The sequence below is a fragment of the Bradyrhizobium sp. 613_E4_N2_2 genome, assembly GCF_052075995.1.
Classification (GTDB): domain Bacteria; phylum Pseudomonadota; class Alphaproteobacteria; order Rhizobiales; family Xanthobacteraceae; genus Bradyrhizobium; species Bradyrhizobium barranii.
The window spans coordinates 6,351,222-6,369,647 of the sequence record NZ_CP197234.1; the positions used below are offsets into that span (position 1 = coordinate 6,351,222).

An 18,426-nucleotide genomic window follows, 5' to 3' on the forward strand; every position below is an offset into this window, starting at 1 on the left:
CGACCACACGCCTTTCAATCGGTCGAAAGGGGCGCAGCGATGCGCCCCTTTTCCTTTTTGGCACGATGACAAACGTCAGTATTGCTGCCGCAAGAATTTTCGGATCAGCCAAATCGAATGCTTGACGATTGGCATTATGTATACCACACTTCCCCTGTCATTCACCTAGGGAGGTTGCAATGCTGGTCGGAGACATTCTGCGCAAGAAGACACCGCGCGTTGTCACGGTGCGAATGAACGAAACGGTGGGTATCGCCGCCAAGCTGATGCGCGCCAACAATATCAGCGCGCTGGTGGTCAAGGACGTGGTCCGCTCCGAAGGCAACACCGCGGTCGGCATGTTCACCGAGCGCGACGTGGTGCGCGCCGTCGCCGAGCATGGTGCCAACGCCATCAACGTCAAGGTCTCGCAGCTCGTGTCGGTGCAGCAGCTGGTGTCCTGCAGCTCCTCAGACACGATCGAGCACGTCCGGCATCTGATGAACCGCAATCACATCCGTCACCTGCCGGTCATCGACGATTACAGCCTCGTCTCCGTCATCAGCATGCGCGACATTGCTGCTGCCGTTGACGAAGCGATCAACGGCTCGCCGCAAGCAGCAGCTTAAAGCGTCACACTTCCCCTGCGACTACCGGCCCCGGCTCGGACCTCTCCGAGCCGGACCGGATCTTTCGTCCCAAAATTCCGGACACCCGCGAGGATTTCATGAAGATCTGCATCTACGGCGCCGGCGCGATCGGCGGATATCTCGGGGTTCAGCTCGCACGCGCTGGCGCCGACGTCAGCCTGGTCGCGCGCGGCGCCCACCTTGCCGCGATGCGTGAGCGCGGGCTGACCCTGCTCGCGGGCGAGGAGAAGCACACCGTGCATCCGCGCTGCACCGACGATCCCGCCGAACTCGGCGTGCAGGACTACATCATCATCACGCTGAAGGCGCATTCGATCACCGGCGTGATCGAGAAGATGCAGCCGCTGCTCGGGCAGCACACCCGCATCGTCACCGCAGTCAACGGCATCCCCTATTGGTATTTCTACAAGCACGGCGGCCAATACGAGAATTCGACGCTGGAGAGCATCGACCCCGGCGGACGGCAGTGGCGCGAGATCGGCGCCGAGCGCGCCATCGGCTGCATCGTCTATCCCGCCACCGAGATCGAAGCGCCCGGCGTGATCCGCCACGTCTACGGCAACAATTTTCCGCTCGGCGAGCCCTCCGGCGAAATCACCTCGGACGTGCAGCGCCTCGCCGATCTCTTCGTCACCGCCGGGCTGAAAGCGCCGGTGCTCGACCGCATCCGCGACGAGATCTGGCTGAAACTCTGGGGCAATGTCTGCTTCAACCCGATCAGCGCACTGACCCATGCAACGCTCGACGTGATCTGCACCGATCCCTCCACGCGTGCGCTGTCGCGCGCGATCATGGTGGAGACGCAAGGCATCGCCGAGACGTTTGGCGTCAAATTCCGCGTCGACGTCGAGCGCCGTATCGAGGGCGCCCGCAAGGTCGGCGCGCACAAGACCTCGATGCTCCAGGATCTCGAGCGCGGCCGTCCGATGGAGATCGACCCGCTCGTCACCGTGGTGCAGGAGATGGGCCGCCTCACCGGCATCGCCACGCCCGCGCTCGACTCGGTGCTGGCGATGGTGACCCAGCGTGCTCGCATCGCCGGCCTCTATGACGGCGTCTCCGCGCCCGCCGATCCCCGTGCACTGGCGGTGGCGTGATGGCGGGCGAGATGAAGCAATGGCTGCGCTTCCGCCATGCCGGTGCGACCGGCTTCGGCACCCTGACGCCATCAGGCATCAGCGTGTATGAGGGTGAGATGTTCGGCCGCCATGCAGCCACCGGCAAGGTGCTGGCGCTGTCGGAGGTCGAGCTGCTCGCGCCCTGCGCGCCCAGCAAGATCGTCGCGCTCTGGAATAATTTCCACGCGCTCGCCGCCAAGCTGAACCAGCCCGAGCCGCCGGAGCCGCTCTATCTGCTGAAGGCGACCACCACCATCACGACGCCGGGCGCCGTGATCCGCCGCCCCTCTTACTACGACGGCAAGACCACCTATGAGGGCGAGCTCGGCATCGTCATCGGCCGGACCTGCGCCCGCGTCTCGCCGGCGGAAGCGGACAGCTTCATCTTCGGCTACACCTGCGTCAACGACATCACCGCCAACGACATCCTGACCAGCGATCCCACTTTCCCGCAATGGGCCCGCGCCAAGGGCATCGATGATTACGGCCCGTTCGGCCCCGTCATCGCAACCGGCCTCGATCCGGCCAAGCTTGTTGTGCGCACCATCCTCAACGGCGCGGAGCGGCAGAACTATCCGATCTCGGACATGATCTTCACCGCGCAGGAGCTGGTCAGCAAAATCTCCCACGACATGACCCTGCTTCCCGGCGACCTCATCGCCGTCGGCACCTCGGTCGGCGTCGGGGTGATGAAGGAGCCGGTGAATTCCGTGACCGTCGCGATCGACGGCATCGGCGAGCTGACCAACGAGTTTCGGCTGTAACTCGCTGCGTCATTCCTAGGCCGCAAATCCATCGTGGGCCCGGAATGAAGGCTCGCCGGCCATTTGCGCCGCAGCCCGGCAAAAATTGATCCTGCGCAAATCGGCGGTCGCGGCTGCCGCTATCCTTCCCGGCAACAGATCGATTTCTGATGCAAGGGAGGATGTCATGTCGAACGCCAGTAATGCACTTCTCTGGGCGGCTCTGTACTTCGCTCTTTCGTTCGCTGCGATCTTCGTGGTCTGGTTCGCCGACAAGATGCGCACGAACTTCCTCGGGAAATGATAGCCCGAGGCTCGCCGGCTCGCGCCGACGCCTGCTGCTAGCCTCCCCGAAAGGGGCCCACGCAGTGCCGTAGCCCGGATGGAGCGAAGCCTAATCCGGGACGGGCGTTTCTGCGCGCGCAGACCCCGGATTGCGCTTTGCTCCATCCGGGCTTACAGGCCTTGCCCCGCTCCCCGGGAAAACCTGGCACCCTGCTCTCCGCCAATCGACTGACGCAACCGGCAGTGGATCGCGCGACCGGAAACATCTGGCAACCCCGCCCGCCCCTTGATCTCGGTTCCGCTCTCCAATAGCAACTATGGCGAGAATGTGTCCCGGGTGGGGAAGTCACGATGTGGCTGTTTTTCGTGGTTGCCTGGTTTGTCCTGCTAGCCGCCATCGCGATCCTCGCCCAACAGGCGTTTGGTTATGACGTCGCGCACTTGCCTGCCCTGTTTGCGGACCTGCCTATGCCGCAGCGTATCGCAACCGGCGCGATCGTGACGCTCGGGCTGGCGCTGATCGGCGCCCCCGCCTGGCGGCTCTCGCGTCAGGATCGCCGCCTCAATACCCTGCGCGACCGCCTCAAGAAGACCCGCGAGGATGTCGTCGTCGCCCACGCCCTGCAAAACCACCTCGACGCCACCGTCCAGCACCTGATCGAAAGCGATCCCCGCGAGGCCGTCTCCGCCCTCCACGACAAGCTGGGCGAGACTGAGCAGCGCGCCCTACTCCAGCAGGGCCGAAACGAATCCACCGACATGCACGACCAGCTCGCCGAGATCCGCCGGCGCCAGCAGGGGGTGCGAGAGATGGTCGGCAAGGTCGCCGACCAGCGGCGCGCGGTCGAGCCTGTTTTCACCGAGATCCGCGACCGCCAGAACCAGCTCGAACGCTCCCTGCTCGACCTCGAGACCGACGACCGCAAGAATAACCTCGCCGACCGCCTGAAGGACGTGGCGCGCGACGTATCGGCGCTGCTGTCACGGGTGAACGCGGTCCAGGACACTTTCGTGACCCTCAACCAGTACAAGGAAGATCTGGCGAAATCCCATGCCGAACTGGTCCCGCTGCGCTCATCGGACGCCGGCATCAATGCCCTGATCGGCGAGCTCGGCCTCAGCCATGACCGTCTGGCCAAGAGCATCGACGAGCTCGAGACCGGCGGCGAGGCGCCGCTCGACACTCGCGTCGAGACGCTCTCGAAGAACAAGATCGAGATCGCGCAGCGCCTCGCCCGCATCGACGACAGCTTCAATATCCTGAAAGCGATCCGGCTCGATTTCGAGGAACTCGGCCAGCGCCAGGCCCAGCTCGAACGCTCGCTCGCCGACGTCGAAACCGACCCCGAGGGCAAGACCCTCGTCGACCGCCAGAACGCGCTGAACGATTTCGTCCTCCAGTCGCGCCAGCGGCTCGGCGCGTTGCAGGAGACGCTGGCGACGCTGAACGCCTTCAAGACGGAGTTGTCGAAGTCGCAGGCCGACCTCGTTCCGCTGAAGGCGCCGGTGTTCGGCATCGAGGCCATGATCGCCGAGGTCGGCGCCACCCGCGATCTCCTTGCGAACACCGTCGGCGAGATCGAGGCGAACGGCGACGTCACCCTCGCCTCGCGCGTCGATGCCCTCGCCAGGAGCAAGCGCGAGGTCGAAGACCGCCTCGCCCGCATCTTCGACAATTTCAACGCGCTCGATGCCTTGCGCAAAGACATCGGCGGCATCTTCTCGACGATCAGGAACAGCCTGAACCGAATCGGGTGAGAAGCCCGAGCTGCGTAGGATGGGTAGAGCGCAGCGAAACCCATAACCACGATCACCGTGGAAAGGGTGCGATGGGTTTCGCTTCGCTCTACCCATCCTACAGCCCGCAATCACGCCGCGCCGAAACATCCAGACACATCATATCTCCGCGCACCCGATCAATGCCGCCAACATGTCCCGCGGGTGCCGCAACTTGGACGCATTCGGCCGCCTTCTATGAGGCGTGTCTGGGGGCACGGCCGTGCCGTGTTTGGACCAAACCTTCTAGGGGTATGACTGTGAAGAAAATTGTAATTGCTCTGGGTGCGACGCTTGCTCTGGTGACGGCTGCGAACGCTGCGGATCTGCCGCGTCGCCAGCCCGTTCCCGTCTATCCTGCGGAGCAGGCGCCGATCGGCAAGATGCCGATTGGCAAGAGCCCGATTGGAAAGGCCCCGATCGGCAAGGCGCCCGGCCCGGTCGCTGCGCGCTACTGACGCGCAACGGAAATACGCGCAAGAAATCTGCGTAAGCGGCCGGTAGTCGAGGGGCACAACGTGACGAACACATCTGATCGATCGGGATCCTGCATCCTCGCGGGATTCGCTCTCGCGGCGATGCTCGCCTGCACCACCCCCTCGGCCTCGGCCCACGAAGCGAACAAGCGCGTTGCCGACGCCAATGCGCTTGCTACGACCGACGCCGCATCACGACCGGCGCCGCAATCGACGCGGCGCTCCGTCGCACGCGCAGAGAAAGGTCCCTACTACGTCGACTTCCGCGCGCGGACGGCGGCGAGCTGGGGCCATGCGTTCGTCTGGTACGGCAAGACCAGCGAGCGCGCCGTCGAAGTCGCGGGCCTCACGCCCGCCGGCGACACTTGGGCCTATGTGCTCGGTCACCTCACCTGGGTGCCAGCCGAAACCGGCGCGAGCTACGGCGATCTCGATCCGGACTATCTGACCGCGAACTACCGCGTCTATCTGAGCGAAGCCGACGCCAAGCGCGTCTTCGCCTATATCAAGAAATTGCAGGCGAGCTCGCCGGTCTGGAACGCTGAGACCACCAACTGCACCGGCTTCATCGGCGACATCGCCGAGTTCATGGGCCTGCAGGTCCCCTACCGCTGGCAGCGCCCGGAAAAATTCGTCAACAGCCTCAAGGAAATGAACGGCGGCCGCCAGATGGTGCGGCTGTCGGCGGAGTAGTTCTACCGTCATTGCGAGCGCAGCGAAGCAATCCAGAGTCCCTCCGCGGAGACAGTCTGGATTGCTTCGCTGCGCTCGCAATGACGGTGTTGAAGCAGCGGGGCTAAGAACCGACTCAGCGGTGCCGGCCTGACGGAAACCGGCGTCCAATTATCCGCCCTGCGGAATCACCCTCATCGCTCGCATGACGCCCCGCACGCCCGGCTGATAGACTTTTCCTACCCCCGGCGGCATCCTGCCGCCATCAACCGATAACAGAGCGCCACGCGAGGCGGGGGAAACAGATCATGCTGCAGACACGGTTCACAAAGCTCGTCGGCGTCGAGCACCCGATCGTCCAGGGCGGCATGCAATGGGTCGGACGCGCCGAGCTGGTCGCCGCGGTCGCGAACGCTGGCGCGCTCGGCTTCATCACGGCGCTGACCCAGCCGACCCCGGAAGACCTGACCAAGGAGATCGCGCGCTGCCGCGACCTCACCGACAAGCCCTTTGGCGTCAACCTCACCATCCTGCCCGCGATCAAGCCGCCGCCCTACGCCGAATACCGCGCCGCCATCATCGAGGCCGGCATCACCGTGGTCGAGACCGCCGGCAACAAGCCGCAGGAGCATGTCGATGAGTTCAGGAGGCATGGCGTCAAGATCGTGCACAAATGCACCAGCGTCCGCCACGCGCTCTCGGCCGAGCGCATGGGCGTCGACGCCATCTCGATCGACGGGTTCGAATGCGCCGGCCACCCCGGCGAGGACGACACCCCCGGCCTGATCCTGATCCCGGCCGCCGCCAACAAGATCAAGATCCCGATGATCGCCTCGGGCGGCTTTGCCGATGCCCGCGGCCTCGTCGCCGCCCTGGCGCTCGGCGCCGAGGGCATCAACATGGGCACCCGCTTCATGGCCACCAAGGAAAGCCCGATCCACCAGCTCATCAAGGAGAAGATCGTCGCCAATGACGAGCGCGAGACCGAGCTGATCTTCCGTACCATGCGCAACACCTCGCGCGTTGCCAAAAACGACATCTCGACCAAGGTCGTCGCCATGGAGAAGGAAGGCGCGAAGTTCGAGGACATCCGCGAGCTGGTTGCGGGCGCCCGTGGTAAGATGGTCTATGCGACCGGCAATTCGGACGAAGGCATCTGGTCGGCGGGCCAGGTGCAGGGCCTGATCCAGGACATCCCGAGCTGCGCCGAGCTGATCTCCCGCATCGTGCGCGAGGCCGAAGCCATCATTCGCAGCCGGCTCGAAGGCATGATCGCTCATCCGAGCGCACAAGCCGCTGAATAATCACTGCAAGAAGCGAGAGTAATTCATGAAGGCTTATGTCTACGGCCCTGACGGCGCTCAGATTTCCGACGTCGCTCAACCAAAGCCTAAGGGCACGCAGGTGCTGGTCCGCGTCCGCGCCTGCGGGCTGAACCGCGCCGACACCGGCATGCGCAAGGGCCACGCCCATGGCGCCGCCGGCGGTGCCGGCACCGTGCTCGGCATGGAATGGGCCGGCGAGGTCGCCGAGCTCGGACCGGATGCCAAGGGCGTGAAGGTCGGCGACCGCATCATGGGCTCGGGCGGCGCGGCGTTCGCCGAATACACCCTGGCCGATCACGGCCGGCTGTTCCGCGCGCCATCGAACATGAACTTCGAGGAAGCCGCCACCCTGCCCGTCGCGCTCGCGACCATGCACAACGCGGTCGTCACCGTCGGCGGCATTCAGCCCGGCCAAGCCGTGCTGATCCAGGGGGCGAGCTCCGGCGTCGGTCTGATGGCGATGCAGATTGCGAGGCTCAAGGGCGCCAAGCTCGTGATCGGCTCGTCGACCGATCCCTATCGCCGCGGCCGGCTTAGGGAGTATGGCGCCGACCTCGCCGTCGACTCCTCCGACCCCAAATGGGTGGACGAGGTGCTGAAGGCGACGAACGGCGAAGGCGTCGACCTCATCGTCGACCAGGTCTCGGGCAAGGTCGCGAGCCAGAACCTCGCCGCCACCAAGGTCAAGGGCCGCATCGTCAATGTCGGCCGGCTCGGCGGCACCCATGCCGATTTCAACTTCGACCTGCATGCCGCACGCCGGATCGACTATGTCGGCGTCACCTTCCGCACCCGCACCATCGAGGAGGTCCGCGAGATCTTCGACGAGGTCCGCAAGGACATCTGGGGCGCGGTCGAGTCACGCAAGCTGCAGCTGCCGATCGACAAGGTCTATGCCTTCGCCGACATCGACAAGGCGTTCGAGCACATGGAGGCGAACAAGCATCTGGGGAAGATCGTCGTGACGCTGTGATGCCTGGCCGGGCGACGAGCGCGCGGTCTCGTAGGGTGGGCAAAGCGAAGCGTGCCCACCACAGCGGTTGATCAGGAGACACTTGTTGGTGGGCACGGCGCTACGCGCCTTTGCCCACCCTACGAGACTGAGCCAGTGGCATAAGCGAGCATTCAATTCGGAAGCATTCGCAATAGTTTCGCTCCTGCAACTCACTCGCGACTACAGCTGTGGATCGTCGCTTGATGTTCAGCCCTAGGCTGCTAAATCCCCGGCCATGAGCGCACAGCACAACAAGACCTCGGTCGCCGCAATCTCGATCTTCGCCAGCGGCGGCATGGCAGCGGCCAAGTTTGCGGTCGGGATCGCGATCGGCTCGCTGGCGCTGATTTCGGAGGCCCTGCATTCCTCGATCGACCTGGTCGCGACCATCATCACCTGGGCGGTGGTGCGGGTGTCCGACAAGCCGGCCGACGAAGAGCACCATTACGGCCACGGCAAGCTGGAGAGCATCTCCGCGCTCGGTGTCACCGCCCTGCTCTACGTGCTGGCCGGGGGCATCCTGGTCGAATCCTACAGCCGCCTGCGCGAGGGAACTCCGCCGCCGACCATCTCGGCCGTACCGTTCGTGGTGCTGGTGATCGACATCGTCGTGAACTTGTGGCGTGCCCGCGCCCTGCACCGCGCCGCACGGGAAACGCGCAGCCAGGCGCTCGCGGCGGACGCGCTGCATTTCGCCTCCGACGTACTCGGCTCGTTCGCCGTGATCATCGGCCTGATCCTGGCCGCCCTCGGCTTCTGGTGGGGCGACGCCGCGGCCGCTGCCGCCGTCGCCGTGATGATCGCCCTGCTCGGCCTGCGCATGGCCGGCTCGACCGTGCAGACGCTGGTCGATCGCGCCCCCGAGGGCGCGCAGGAGAAGGCCACGGCCGCGATCCTTGGCGTGCCCGGCGTGATCGACGTCGAGCGGTTGCGGCTGCGCATGGTGGGCGCGACCATGTTCATCGACACCATCGCGAAGGTGCCGCGAACCTATCCGATCGACCGCGTCGAGGAGATCAAGCGCAAGGCGCAGGCGGCGGTCGACAAGGCATTCGGCGACGCCGACCTTACCTTCACCGCCGTCCCCGTCGCGCGCGACAACGAGACCGTGCGCGACCGGATCATGGTCATCGCACACAATTCCGGCCTCGCCATCCACCACGTCACGGTGCACGACCTCGGCGCCAAGCTCATCGTCGGCATCGACCTCGAGGTCGACGCCGGGATGCAGCTCGACGCCGCCCATGACATCGCCAACACGCTGGAGCGCAGCATCCAGGAGGAGTTCGGCGCCGACGTCGAGGTGGACGTCCATATCGAACCATTGGAACCGGAACTGCCGTTCGGGGTCGATGCCGTGCCGGAACGGGTGCGGGCCATCGCCTCCGCCCTGACGGAATATGCCGCCGGCGGCGAGATCTACGACATCCACAATGTGCGTGTCCGCAACACCGACGCCGGCGAGATCGTCAATTTCCACTGCCGTGCCACGCCCTCGATGAGCGTGATCAAGGTGCACGAGCATGTCGACGCGATCGAGCGCGCGCTCCGCCGCGCGTTCCCGAGCGTGAAGCGCGTGATCAGTCACGCCGAGCCGCCGCGGGCGTGACGCGAAATGTGCGGGGAGTCACATGTTCTCGTTTCGGACTCGCCACGCACGTAAGTTTGCGGACGCAAAGTGCGCGTTGGATAAGAATAAATTCGCGTTAACGATTCGTTGACTCTCGACAGCCTGCGAAAACTGGATTCAAATCGGTCATGATTCGGAAGCGATGTGGGGCTGCTTCCGAACTTAAGTTGCAAGCAGGTTTTCCAGGGGGCAGAAGGCATGTCGCGTGCAGACGCCGCGAACGTGCGCGTCCAATCCGATTCGATCAAGGGATTGGCGCAATCGATCGCGAAACCTGCCTATCATCGGCTCCTGATCGCGGAGCCGGCGCTGCGCCGCGCCGTGCCGACGCTGATCATCGCGTTCCTGGTCACGATCTGTCTCGGCGCGTTCGTGCAGGTCGTCGATCAGACGCGCCAGAAGCGGCAGGTGCTCCGCCACGACATCTCGGCGCTGGCCGACCTGCTCGCAGAGCGGATCGATCGCCTGACCTCGTCGCGGCAGGAGCGGCTCAAGAACATCGAGAACCTGCCGACGCTGCTGCCCGATCTGATCCCGTCCTGGGGCACGGCCTCCGGCCGCCACGTCGTCGTCACCTCGGCCGGCGTCGACCGCCGCATCCTCGCCCGCATTCCGATCGACCGCGACCCCTCAGGCAACGACCGCCTGCTCGATGCGATCACCACGGCGCAACTGGTCGCGGCGCCGCCGCGCGACAACAACGTCTCCGACATGACGCTGCCGAACGGCAACGCCGCGATGGTGACCTCGCGGCAGATCAAGTCGCTGCCGGGCCTCGTCACCGTGATCCAGGAGCGCAACGAGCCGATCTGGGGCTCGGACGCCGCGCTCTCGGTGACGCTGTCGGCGACCACCGGCTTCGTGGTCCTGATCCTCGGCTTCGCCTTCCACTGGCAGTCGACCCGCGCCCGCGAGGGCGACCTCATCAACGACGCCGTGCGCGGCCGCATCGACACCGCGCTCAACCGCGGCCGCTGCGGCCTGTGGGACTGGGATCTGTCGCGCGGCCGGATCTTCTGGTCGCAGTCGATGTTTTCGATGCTCGGCCTCGACGGTCGTAACGAGCTCCTCACCTTCGGCGAGGTCAACGCGCTGGTGAAGTCCGACGACATCGACCTGTTCGAGATCGCCGACCAGCTCATCTCCGGGAAGATCGACCATATCGACCAGACCTTCCGCATGCAGCACGTCGACGGTCACTGGATCTGGCTCCGCGTCCGCTGCGAGAAGACGCACGGGGCGACCGATTCCAGCGTGCACCTGATCGGGATCGCCGTCGACATCACCGAGCAGAAGAGCCTCGCCGAACGCACCGTCGAAGCCGACCTCCGCCTGCGCGACGCCATCGAGACCATTCCGGAGGCCTTCGTGCTGTGGGACGCGAGCGACCGCCTCGTGCTCTGCAACTCGCACTTCCAGCGCCTGCACAAGCTGCCCGACAGCGCCGTCATCCCCGGCACCTCCTACGAGACCGTGCTCGAAGTCGGCCGCATGCCGGAGGTGCGCACCCGCCACAACGAGACGGCCAGCCAGGGTCCGGGCGCACGCACCTTCGAGGCGCAGCTCGACGACGGCAGCTGGCTGCACATCAGCGAGCGCCGCACCAAGGACGGCGGCTACGTCTCGGTCGGCACCGACATCACCCGCATCAAGGAGCACGAGCAGAAGCTGGTCGACAACGATCTGCGCCTGCGCGCCACCGTCATCGACCTGAAGCGCTCCCAGGCGGCGCTGGAGCGCCAGACCAACGAGCTCGCCGACCTCGCCGAGAAGTATCAGCGCGAGAAGACCCGCGCCGAGGAAGCCAACCAGACCAAGTCGAAATTCCTCGCCAATATGAGCCACGAGCTGCGCACGCCGCTCAACGCCATCATCGGCTTCTCCGAGATCATGGGCTCGGGCATGTTCGGCGAGCTCGGCTCGGAGAAGTACCAGGAATACTGCCAGGACATCCTGACCAGCGGCCATTACCTGCTCGAAGTCATCAACGACATCCTCGACATGTCCAAGATCGAAGCCGGCCGCATGAAGCTCGACATGGAAGAGCTCGACCTCGGACAGACGCTCGCGGAGTCCCTCCGCGTCGTCTCCGGCCGCGCGCAGGACAAGCATCTGACGCTCGACGCCGGGATCGAGAAATCGATCTCGGTCGTTGCCGACCGCCGCGCGACCAAGCAGATCATCGTCAACCTGCTCTCCAATGCGGTGAAATTCACGCCCGACGGCGGACGCATCGTGGTGCGCAGCCGGCAGCTCGACGACAAGATCGTGCTGTTGATCGCCGACACCGGCATCGGGATCGCGCCGCATTCGCTGGCACGGCTCGGCCGCCCGTTCGAGCAGGTCGAGAGCCAGCTCACCAAGACCTACCACGGCTCCGGACTTGGACTTGCGATCGCGCGCTCGCTGGCGCAGCTCCACGGCGGCTCGATGCGGCTGCGCTCGAAGATCGAGGTGGGCACCGTCGTCCGCGTGACCCTGCCGCGCGATGCGATCAAGGCGGCGTCCGGGATGTCGGCTGCGGCCTAGAGCATGGCGGGAAGCTCGCCTGCGGCCATCCTTCGAGACGCCCGCCTCCGGCGGGCCCTCAGGATGAGGGCAGAGTGCGCAGCAGCAGTTTCAGCGAACACCGATACAACGGAGCCTCATCCTGAGGAGACCGCGAAGCGGTCGTCTCGAAGGACGAGGCGCTTGCTCGGGCCCTGCCGAACCGGTATCCACTTCGCTCGAAAACGCTGTAGACCCTACAATTGCAGCGACGGCGCCACTTCGCGCGCGACGTTGACCAGCGCCGCGATCAGCGGCGTCATCGGATCGCGCTGCGGGATCACCATGCCGATGCTGTAATTGACATCAGGATCGGTGATCGGGATCGAACGCACCGTATCGGACAGGCCGAGCGTCTCGGCAAGCTTGGCCGGCATCACGCTCGCCCAGCGCCCCGTCTTCACATGCGTGAACAGCACGAGCAGCGAGTTCGAGGTCAGGGTTGGCGTCGCCTCCGCGCCGACCGAGCGGAGCGCGCGGTCGATGATGCGGCGGTTCTGCATGTCGGGCGTCAGCAGGCACAGCGGCACCTGCCCGACCTCCTTCCACGTCACCGTCTCGCGATCGCCGAACATTCCATCCGGCGCGGTCAGCAGGCGATAGCTCTCGTTGTAGAGCGGAATGGTGCGCACCTTGCCGATCGGCTCGTTCTCGATATAGGTCAGCCCCGCATCGACCTCGAGATTTTCGAGCAGCCCCAGCACCTCGGATGAGGTGGTGGACTGGATGCGAAATCGCACCTCGGGATGCTTGGCGCGGAACGGCGTCGTCAGCTGGGCGACCATGCCGAGCACGGTCGGGATCGCCGCGATGCGGATTTCGCCGGAGAGCTGATGCTTCAGCCCGTTGATCTCGTCACGCATGGCGCGGGCATCGCCCACGATCCGCCGCGCCCAATCCAGCGCGCGCTCGCCCTCGGGGGTAAAACCCTGGAAGCGGGAGCCGCGCTGGACCAGCATCACGCCGAGGATCTCCTCGAGCTGCTTGAGCCCGGTCGACATCGTCGGTTGCGTCACGCCGCAGACTTCTGCAGCGCGTCCGAAATGCCGCTCCTTCGCCAGCGCCAGCAGCAGTTCAAGCTTGTCGATCAACCGGTCGTCCCCTCGGATGCCATCGTGGCATGCAAGCTAGCACGGCAGGTCATTACCAACACGGAAAAACCGGCAAGCGGAACGCGATTAATTGCATTTCCGTATCGCCCGATTGCGCTTCCAGATCGATCAGAATTCGCAATCGCAGCATGAGACAGCTTTATTGATCTTCGAACGATTCCAAATAGTTTGCGATCAAGGGACGCTCAATCTGAGAACAAAGAATGACAGCGGTTTACGAGCCTTGGGACGAGACGCGCGGCGCAGAGATCATCGCCGAACATGCGAAGCAAGAGGGCGCGACGCTGGTCATCCTGCACGCCCTTCAGAAGGCGTTCGGCTATGTGCCGGAGGCGGCGATCCCCATGGTGGCGCAGGCGCTGAATCTGTCGCGCGCCGAGGTGCATGGCGTGTTCACCTTCTACCATGATTTCCGGCACAAGCCGGCCGGACGTCATGTCCTGAAGCTTTGTCGCGCGGAAGCGTGTCAGGCTGCGGGCGGCGATGCTCTCGCTGCGCGCGCCGAGGCGAAGCTTGGCGTGCCCCTCGGCAACACGACCGCCGATGATCGCGTCACGCTGGAGCCGAACTACTGCCTCGGGCTGTGCGCGACCGCACCGTCCGCCATGCTCGACGGCCGCCTCATTGGCCGGCTCGATGAGAAGCGCCTCGATGCACTGGTCGCGGAGGCACAGCGATGAGCATGCGTCTATTCGTCTCACGCGATGCGGGTGCGATTGCGGTTGGCGCCGACGAGGTTGCGCTGGCGCTGGAGCAGGATGCGGCCAAGCGCGGCGTTGCAGTCGAGATCGTCAGGACCGGCTCGCGCGGCATGTACTGGCTGGAGCCGCTGGTCGAGGTTGCGACGCCGCAGGGCCGGATCGCGTTCGGCCCGGTCACCGAGGCCGATGTGCCCTCCCTGCTCGACGCCCTCGCCAGCAACACGCCGCATCTGCTGCGGCTGGGCGCAACCGACGAGATCCCCTGGCTGAAGCGCCAGACCCGTCTCACCTTCGCCCGCTGCGGCGTGATCGATCCGCGCTCGCTTGACGACTACCGCGCCCATGGCGGCTACAAGGGCCTCGAGCGCGCGCTGTCGCTCGGCTCGGATGCGATCCTCGCCGAGGTCACCGCATCCGGCCTGCGTGGCCGCGGCGGTGCGGGCTTCCCCACCGGCATCAAGTGGAAGACCGTCGCGCAAGCGAAGGCCGACCGCAAATTCATCGTCTGCAACGCCGACGAAGGAGACAGCGGCACCTTCGCCGACCGCATGATCATGGAAGGCGACCCCTTCCTGGTGATCGAGGGCATGACGACCGCCGGCATCACCGTCGGCGCGACCAAGGGCTACATCTACATCCGCAGCGAATACCCGCACGCAGTCGAAGCGATGAACGCGGCCATCAAGGCAGCAAAGCGCGGCGGCTATCTCGGCGACAAGATCGGCGGCTCCACCTACAGCTTCGATCTCGAAGTGCGGGTCGGCGCCGGCGCTTACGTTTGCGGCGAAGAGACCTCGCTGCTGGAAAGCCTCGAAGGCCGCCGTGGCCTGGTCCGCGCCAAGCCGCCGCTGCCCGCGCATCACGGCCTGTTCGGCGAGCCGACCGTCATCAACAACGTGCTGTCATTCGCCGCCATCCCCTTCATCCTCGCCGAAGGTGCCAAGGCCTACGCTGATTTCGGCATGGGCCGCTCGCGCGGCACGATGCCGATCCAGCTCGCCGGCAACATCCGCCATGGCGGGCTGTTCGAGACGGCGTTCGGCGTGACGCTCGGCGAGCTCGTCGACGACATCGGCGGCGGCACGTTCACGGGCCGTCCGGTTCGCGCGGTGCAGGTCGGCGGCCCTCTCGGCGCCTACTTCCCGCGCGCGCTGTTCGACACCCCGTTCGACTACGAAGCCTTCGCCGCACGCGACGGCCTGATCGGCCATGGCGGCATCGTCGTGTTCGACGACAGCGTCGACATGCGCAGGCAGGCGCGCTTCGCCATGGAATTCTGCGCCATCGAATCCTGCGGCAAGTGCACGCCCTGCCGGATCGGCTCGACCCGTGGCGTCGAGACCGTCGAAAAGATCATCCGCGGCGAGCGCGTGAGCGAAAATCTCGCGCTCGTCGAAGACCTCTGCAACACCATGAAATTCGGCTCGCTCTGCGCACTCGGGGGCTTCACGCCCTACCCCGTGCTCAGCGCGTTGAAGCATTTCCGGGAAGATTTCATCCCGGCCCCGACCACGCTTCAGGCCGCGGAATAGGAGAACGACGATGTCTCTGATCGAAGAAATCGACTACGGCACACCGCGCTCCAAATCGACGACGATGGTGACGCTGACCATCGACGGCAACCAGGTCACGGTGCCCGAGGGCACCTCGATCATGCGGGCCGCGATGGATGCAGGCCACCAGATCCCAAAACTCTGCGCGACCGACATGGTCGACGCGTTCGGCTCCTGCCGTCTCTGCGTCGTCGAGATCGAGGGCCGCGCCGGCACGCCGGCCTCCTGCACGACGCCTGCCATGAACGGCCTCGTCGTGCACACCCAGAGCGAACGGCTGAAGAAGCTGCGCAAGGGCGTGATGGAGCTCTACATCTCCGACCATCCGCTTGACTGCCTCACCTGCGGCGCCAATGGCGATTGCGAATTGCAGGACATGGCCGGCGCCGTGGGCCTCCGCGACGTGCGCTACGGCTATGAGGGCGAGAACCACGTCTTCGCAAAATCCCATGGCGAGATCAACGCCGCCTGGATGCCGAAGGACGAGTCCAATCCTTACTTCACCTACGATCCCTCCAAGTGCATCGTCTGCTCGCGCTGCGTCCGCGCCTGCGAGGAAGTGCAAGGCACCTTCGCACTGACCATCTCGGGCCGCGGCTTCGACAGCCGCGTTTCGCCCGGCATGAGCGAGAGCTTCCTCGGCTCCGAATGCGTCTCCTGCGGCGCCTGCGTGCAGGCTTGCCCGACCGCGACGCTGACGGAAAAGTCGGTGATCGAGATCGGCCAGCCCGAGCACTCCGTCGTCACCACCTGCGCCTATTGCGGCGTCGGCTGCGCCTTCAAGGCCGAGATGCGCGGCGAGGAAGTCGTGCGCATGGTGCCGTACAAGGACGGCAAGGCCAATCGCGGCCATTCCTGCGTCAAGGGCCGCTTCGCCTGGGGCTACACCAACCACAAGGAGCGCATCCTCAACCCGATGATCCGCGAGCGGATCGAGGATCCCTGGCGCGAAGTGTCCTGGGATGAGGCGTTCTCGTTTGCCGCTGCCAAGATGCGCGGCATCCAGAAGAAATACGGCCGTGACGCCATCGGCGGCATCACCTCGTCCCGTTGCACCAACGAAGAAACCTATCTGGTGCAGAAGCTGATCCGCGGCGGCTTCGGCAACAACAATGTCGACACCTGCGCCCGCGTCTGCCATTCGCCGACCGGTTATGGTCTGTCGCAGACCTTCGGCACGTCGGCCGGCACGCAGGACTTCGACTCGGTGGAAGATACCGACGTCGCGGTCATCATTGGTGCAAATCCCGCCTCCGCTCACCCGGTGTTCGCTTCGCGCCTGAAGAAGCGGCTGCGCCAGGGCGCAAAGCTGATCGTGATCGATCCGCGCCGCACCGAAATGGTGGAATCGCCGCACGTAAAGGCGTTGCACCTGCCGCTGATGCCCGGCACCAACGTTGCCGTCGTGACGGCGCTGGCGCATGTCATCGTCACCGAGGGCCTCGCCAACGAAGCCTTCGTGCGCGAGCGCTGCGACTGGGCCGAGTTCGAGGAATGGGCCGCCTTCGTCGCCCAGCCGAAACACAGCCCGGAAGCCACCGCGATCCTCACCGGCGTCGATCCGCAGGTGTTGCGTGAAGCCGCGCGCATCTACGCCACCGGCGGCAATGGCGCGATCTATTACGGCCTCGGCGTCACCGAGCACAGCCAGGGTTCGACCACCGTGATCGCGATCGCCAACCTCGCGATGGCGACCGGCAATATCGGCCGCCCCGGCGTCGGCGTGAACCCGCTGCGCGGCCAGAACAACGTGCAGGGTTCCTGCGACATGGGCTCGTTCCCGCACGAGCTGCCCGGCTATCGCCACATCTCGGGCGACGCCGTGCGCGACCAGTTCGAAGCGCTGTGGAACGTCAAGCTCAACCCGGAGCCGGGCCTGCGCATTCCCAATATGTTCGACGCCGCGATCGAAGGCACGTTCATGGGCATCTACGTGCAGGGCGAGGACATCCTCCAGTCCGATCCCAACACCAAGCACGTCGTGGCGGCGCTGTCGTCGATGGAATGCGTCATCGTTCACGACCTCTTCCTGAACGAGACCGCAAACTACGCCCATGTCTTCCTGCCCGGCTCGAGCTTCCTCGAGAAGGACGGCACCTTCACCAACGCCGAGCGCCGCATCCAGCGCGTCCGCAAGGTGATGACGCCGAAGAACGGCATGGCCGACTGGGAGGTCACCATCGCCCTCGCCAAGGCCATGGGTTTCGAGATGAACTACAGCCATCCGTCCGAGATCATGGACGAGATCGCGGCACTGACGCCGACGTTTACCGGCGTCTCCTACGCCAAGCTCGACGAACTCGGCTCGGTGCAGTGGCCCTGCAACGAGAAAGCGCCGGAGGGCACCCCGGTGATGCATATCGGCGGCTTCGTCCGCGGCAAGGGCAAGTTCATCGTCACCGAATATGTCGCGACCGACGAGCGTACCGGCCCCCGCTTCCCGCTGCTGCTCACCACGGGCCGCATCCTCAGCCAGTACAATGTCGGCGCGCAGACAAGGCGCACCGAGAACGTGGTCTGGCATGCCGAGGACCGGCTCGAGATTCATCCGCACGACGCCGAGCAGCGCGGTGTGCGTGACGGCGACTGGGTGCGGCTCGCGAGCCGTGCGGGCGAAACCACGCTGCGCGCGGAGATCACCGACCGCGTCTCACCGGGCGTCGTCTACACCACCTTCCATCACCCGGACACGCAGGCCAACGTCATCACCACCGACTATTCGGATTGGGCCACCAACTGCCCCGAATACAAGGTCACCGCGGTGCAGATCTCGCCGTCGAACGGCCCGTCCGACTGGCAGAAGGCCTATGACGCGCAGGCGCAGCACTCCCGCCGCATCGCGCCGGCCGAGGCAGCGGAGTAACG

Annotated in this window: 14 protein-coding genes; 13 read left to right on the plus strand and 1 reads right to left on the minus strand. The window is 65.3% G+C overall.

Translation table 11 applies throughout. From position 1 onward, the window contains the following. The first annotated feature begins 179 nt into the window (after positions 1 to 179). From AB7290_RS30355 to AB7290_RS30400, 10 genes are all read left to right on the plus strand, one after another. Positions 180 to 608, plus strand: a complete 429-nt coding sequence (locus tag AB7290_RS30355; RefSeq protein WP_063984529.1) for a CBS domain-containing protein — start codon at positions 180 to 182, stop codon at positions 606 to 608. Positions 609 to 706: 98 nt separating this feature from the next. Beyond that, a complete protein-coding gene (locus AB7290_RS30360; RefSeq protein WP_085400619.1) occupies positions 707 to 1,726 on the plus strand; it encodes a 2-dehydropantoate 2-reductase in 1,020 nt (339 codons plus the stop codon). Next, positions 1,726 to 2,511, plus strand: a complete 786-nt coding sequence (locus AB7290_RS30365; protein ID WP_085400618.1) for a fumarylacetoacetate hydrolase family protein — start codon at positions 1,726 to 1,728, stop codon at positions 2,509 to 2,511. The genes AB7290_RS30360 and AB7290_RS30365 overlap by 1 nt, the downstream gene beginning before the upstream one ends. A 615-nt stretch (positions 2,512 to 3,126) precedes the next feature. Then, positions 3,127 to 4,533, plus strand: coding sequence for a hypothetical protein (locus AB7290_RS30370; protein WP_085400616.1), 1,407 nt, complete (start codon positions 3,127 to 3,129; stop codon positions 4,531 to 4,533). Positions 4,534 to 4,805: 272 nt separating this feature from the next. Further along, complete coding sequence (locus AB7290_RS30375; protein ID WP_063984531.1) at positions 4,806 to 5,009, plus strand: hypothetical protein; 204 nt, start codon at positions 4,806 to 4,808, stop codon at positions 5,007 to 5,009. A 60-nt stretch (positions 5,010 to 5,069) separates the two neighbouring features. Beyond that, complete coding sequence (locus tag AB7290_RS30380; RefSeq protein WP_071915558.1) at positions 5,070 to 5,720, plus strand: hypothetical protein; 651 nt, start codon at positions 5,070 to 5,072, stop codon at positions 5,718 to 5,720. Positions 5,721 to 6,007: 287 nt separating this feature from the next. Continuing rightward, positions 6,008 to 7,003, plus strand: coding sequence for an NAD(P)H-dependent flavin oxidoreductase (locus AB7290_RS30385; protein ID WP_063984534.1), 996 nt, complete (start codon positions 6,008 to 6,010; stop codon positions 7,001 to 7,003). Positions 7,004 to 7,028: 25 nt separating this feature from the next. Beyond that, positions 7,029 to 7,997 (plus strand): quinone oxidoreductase family protein, encoded by a 969-nt coding sequence (locus AB7290_RS30390; RefSeq protein ID WP_085400614.1) that lies wholly within the window; start codon positions 7,029 to 7,031, stop codon positions 7,995 to 7,997. Positions 7,998 to 8,253: 256 nt separating this feature from the next. Further along, entirely contained in the window at positions 8,254 to 9,627 is a 1,374-nt protein-coding gene (locus AB7290_RS30395; RefSeq protein ID WP_085400612.1) for a cation-efflux pump, read from the plus strand. Between the two features lie 219 nt (positions 9,628 to 9,846). Further along, positions 9,847 to 12,177 (plus strand): PAS domain-containing sensor histidine kinase, encoded by a 2,331-nt coding sequence (locus AB7290_RS30400; protein ID WP_085400611.1) that lies wholly within the window; start codon positions 9,847 to 9,849, stop codon positions 12,175 to 12,177. A gap of 215 nt (positions 12,178 to 12,392) precedes the next feature. Here AB7290_RS30400 and AB7290_RS30405 read toward each other — a convergent pair whose 3' ends face one another. Beyond that, the gene (locus AB7290_RS30405; protein ID WP_014496684.1) at positions 12,393 to 13,286 is read right to left on the minus strand and encodes a LysR family transcriptional regulator; all 894 of its coding nucleotides are present in this window, start codon (positions 13,284 to 13,286) and stop codon (positions 12,393 to 12,395) included. Positions 13,287 to 13,510: 224 nt separating this feature from the next. Between AB7290_RS30405 and AB7290_RS30410 the strand changes: the two genes are divergently transcribed. The 3 genes from AB7290_RS30410 to fdhF are packed head-to-tail and all read left to right on the plus strand — an operon-like array spanning position 13,511 to position 18,424. After that, the gene (locus tag AB7290_RS30410) at positions 13,511 to 13,987 is read left to right on the plus strand and encodes a formate dehydrogenase subunit gamma (RefSeq protein ID WP_085400609.1); all 477 of its coding nucleotides are present in this window, start codon (positions 13,511 to 13,513) and stop codon (positions 13,985 to 13,987) included. Continuing rightward, positions 13,984 to 15,540 (plus strand): formate dehydrogenase beta subunit, encoded by a 1,557-nt coding sequence (locus AB7290_RS30415; RefSeq protein WP_354075125.1) that lies wholly within the window; start codon positions 13,984 to 13,986, stop codon positions 15,538 to 15,540. Before AB7290_RS30410 ends, AB7290_RS30415 begins: the two co-directional genes overlap by 4 nt. Positions 15,541 to 15,550: 10 nt before the next feature. Further along, positions 15,551 to 18,424: a formate dehydrogenase subunit alpha gene (gene fdhF / locus AB7290_RS30420; protein WP_028155556.1), complete on the plus strand. Its 2,874-nt coding sequence runs from the start codon at positions 15,551 to 15,553 to the stop codon at positions 18,422 to 18,424. The last annotated feature ends 2 nt before the right edge of the window (positions 18,425 to 18,426 follow it).

Bases quoted from the DNA above. Each gene is read 5' to 3' on its own strand.
- AB7290_RS30355 (WP_063984529.1), top strand. From the start codon at position 180: ATGCTGGTCGGAGACATTCTGCGCAAGAAGACACCGCGCGTTGTCACG.
- AB7290_RS30360 (WP_085400619.1), top strand. From the start codon at position 707: ATGAAGATCTGCATCTACGGCGCCGGCGCGATCGGCGGATATCTCGGG.
- AB7290_RS30365 (WP_085400618.1), top strand. From the start codon at position 1,726: ATGGCGGGCGAGATGAAGCAATGGCTGCGCTTCCGCCATGCCGGTGCG.
- AB7290_RS30370 (WP_085400616.1), top strand. From the start codon at position 3,127: ATGTGGCTGTTTTTCGTGGTTGCCTGGTTTGTCCTGCTAGCCGCCATC.
- AB7290_RS30375 (WP_063984531.1), top strand. From the start codon at position 4,806: ATGACTGTGAAGAAAATTGTAATTGCTCTGGGTGCGACGCTTGCTCTG.
- AB7290_RS30385 (WP_063984534.1), top strand. From the start codon at position 6,008: ATGCTGCAGACACGGTTCACAAAGCTCGTCGGCGTCGAGCACCCGATC.
- AB7290_RS30390 (WP_085400614.1), top strand. From the start codon at position 7,029: ATGAAGGCTTATGTCTACGGCCCTGACGGCGCTCAGATTTCCGACGTC.
- AB7290_RS30395 (WP_085400612.1), top strand. From the start codon at position 8,254: ATGAGCGCACAGCACAACAAGACCTCGGTCGCCGCAATCTCGATCTTC.
- AB7290_RS30400 (WP_085400611.1), top strand. From the start codon at position 9,847: ATGTCGCGTGCAGACGCCGCGAACGTGCGCGTCCAATCCGATTCGATC.
- AB7290_RS30410 (WP_085400609.1), top strand. From the start codon at position 13,511: ATGACAGCGGTTTACGAGCCTTGGGACGAGACGCGCGGCGCAGAGATC.
- AB7290_RS30415 (WP_354075125.1), top strand. From the start codon at position 13,984: ATGAGCATGCGTCTATTCGTCTCACGCGATGCGGGTGCGATTGCGGTT.
- fdhF (WP_028155556.1), top strand. From the start codon at position 15,551: ATGTCTCTGATCGAAGAAATCGACTACGGCACACCGCGCTCCAAATCG.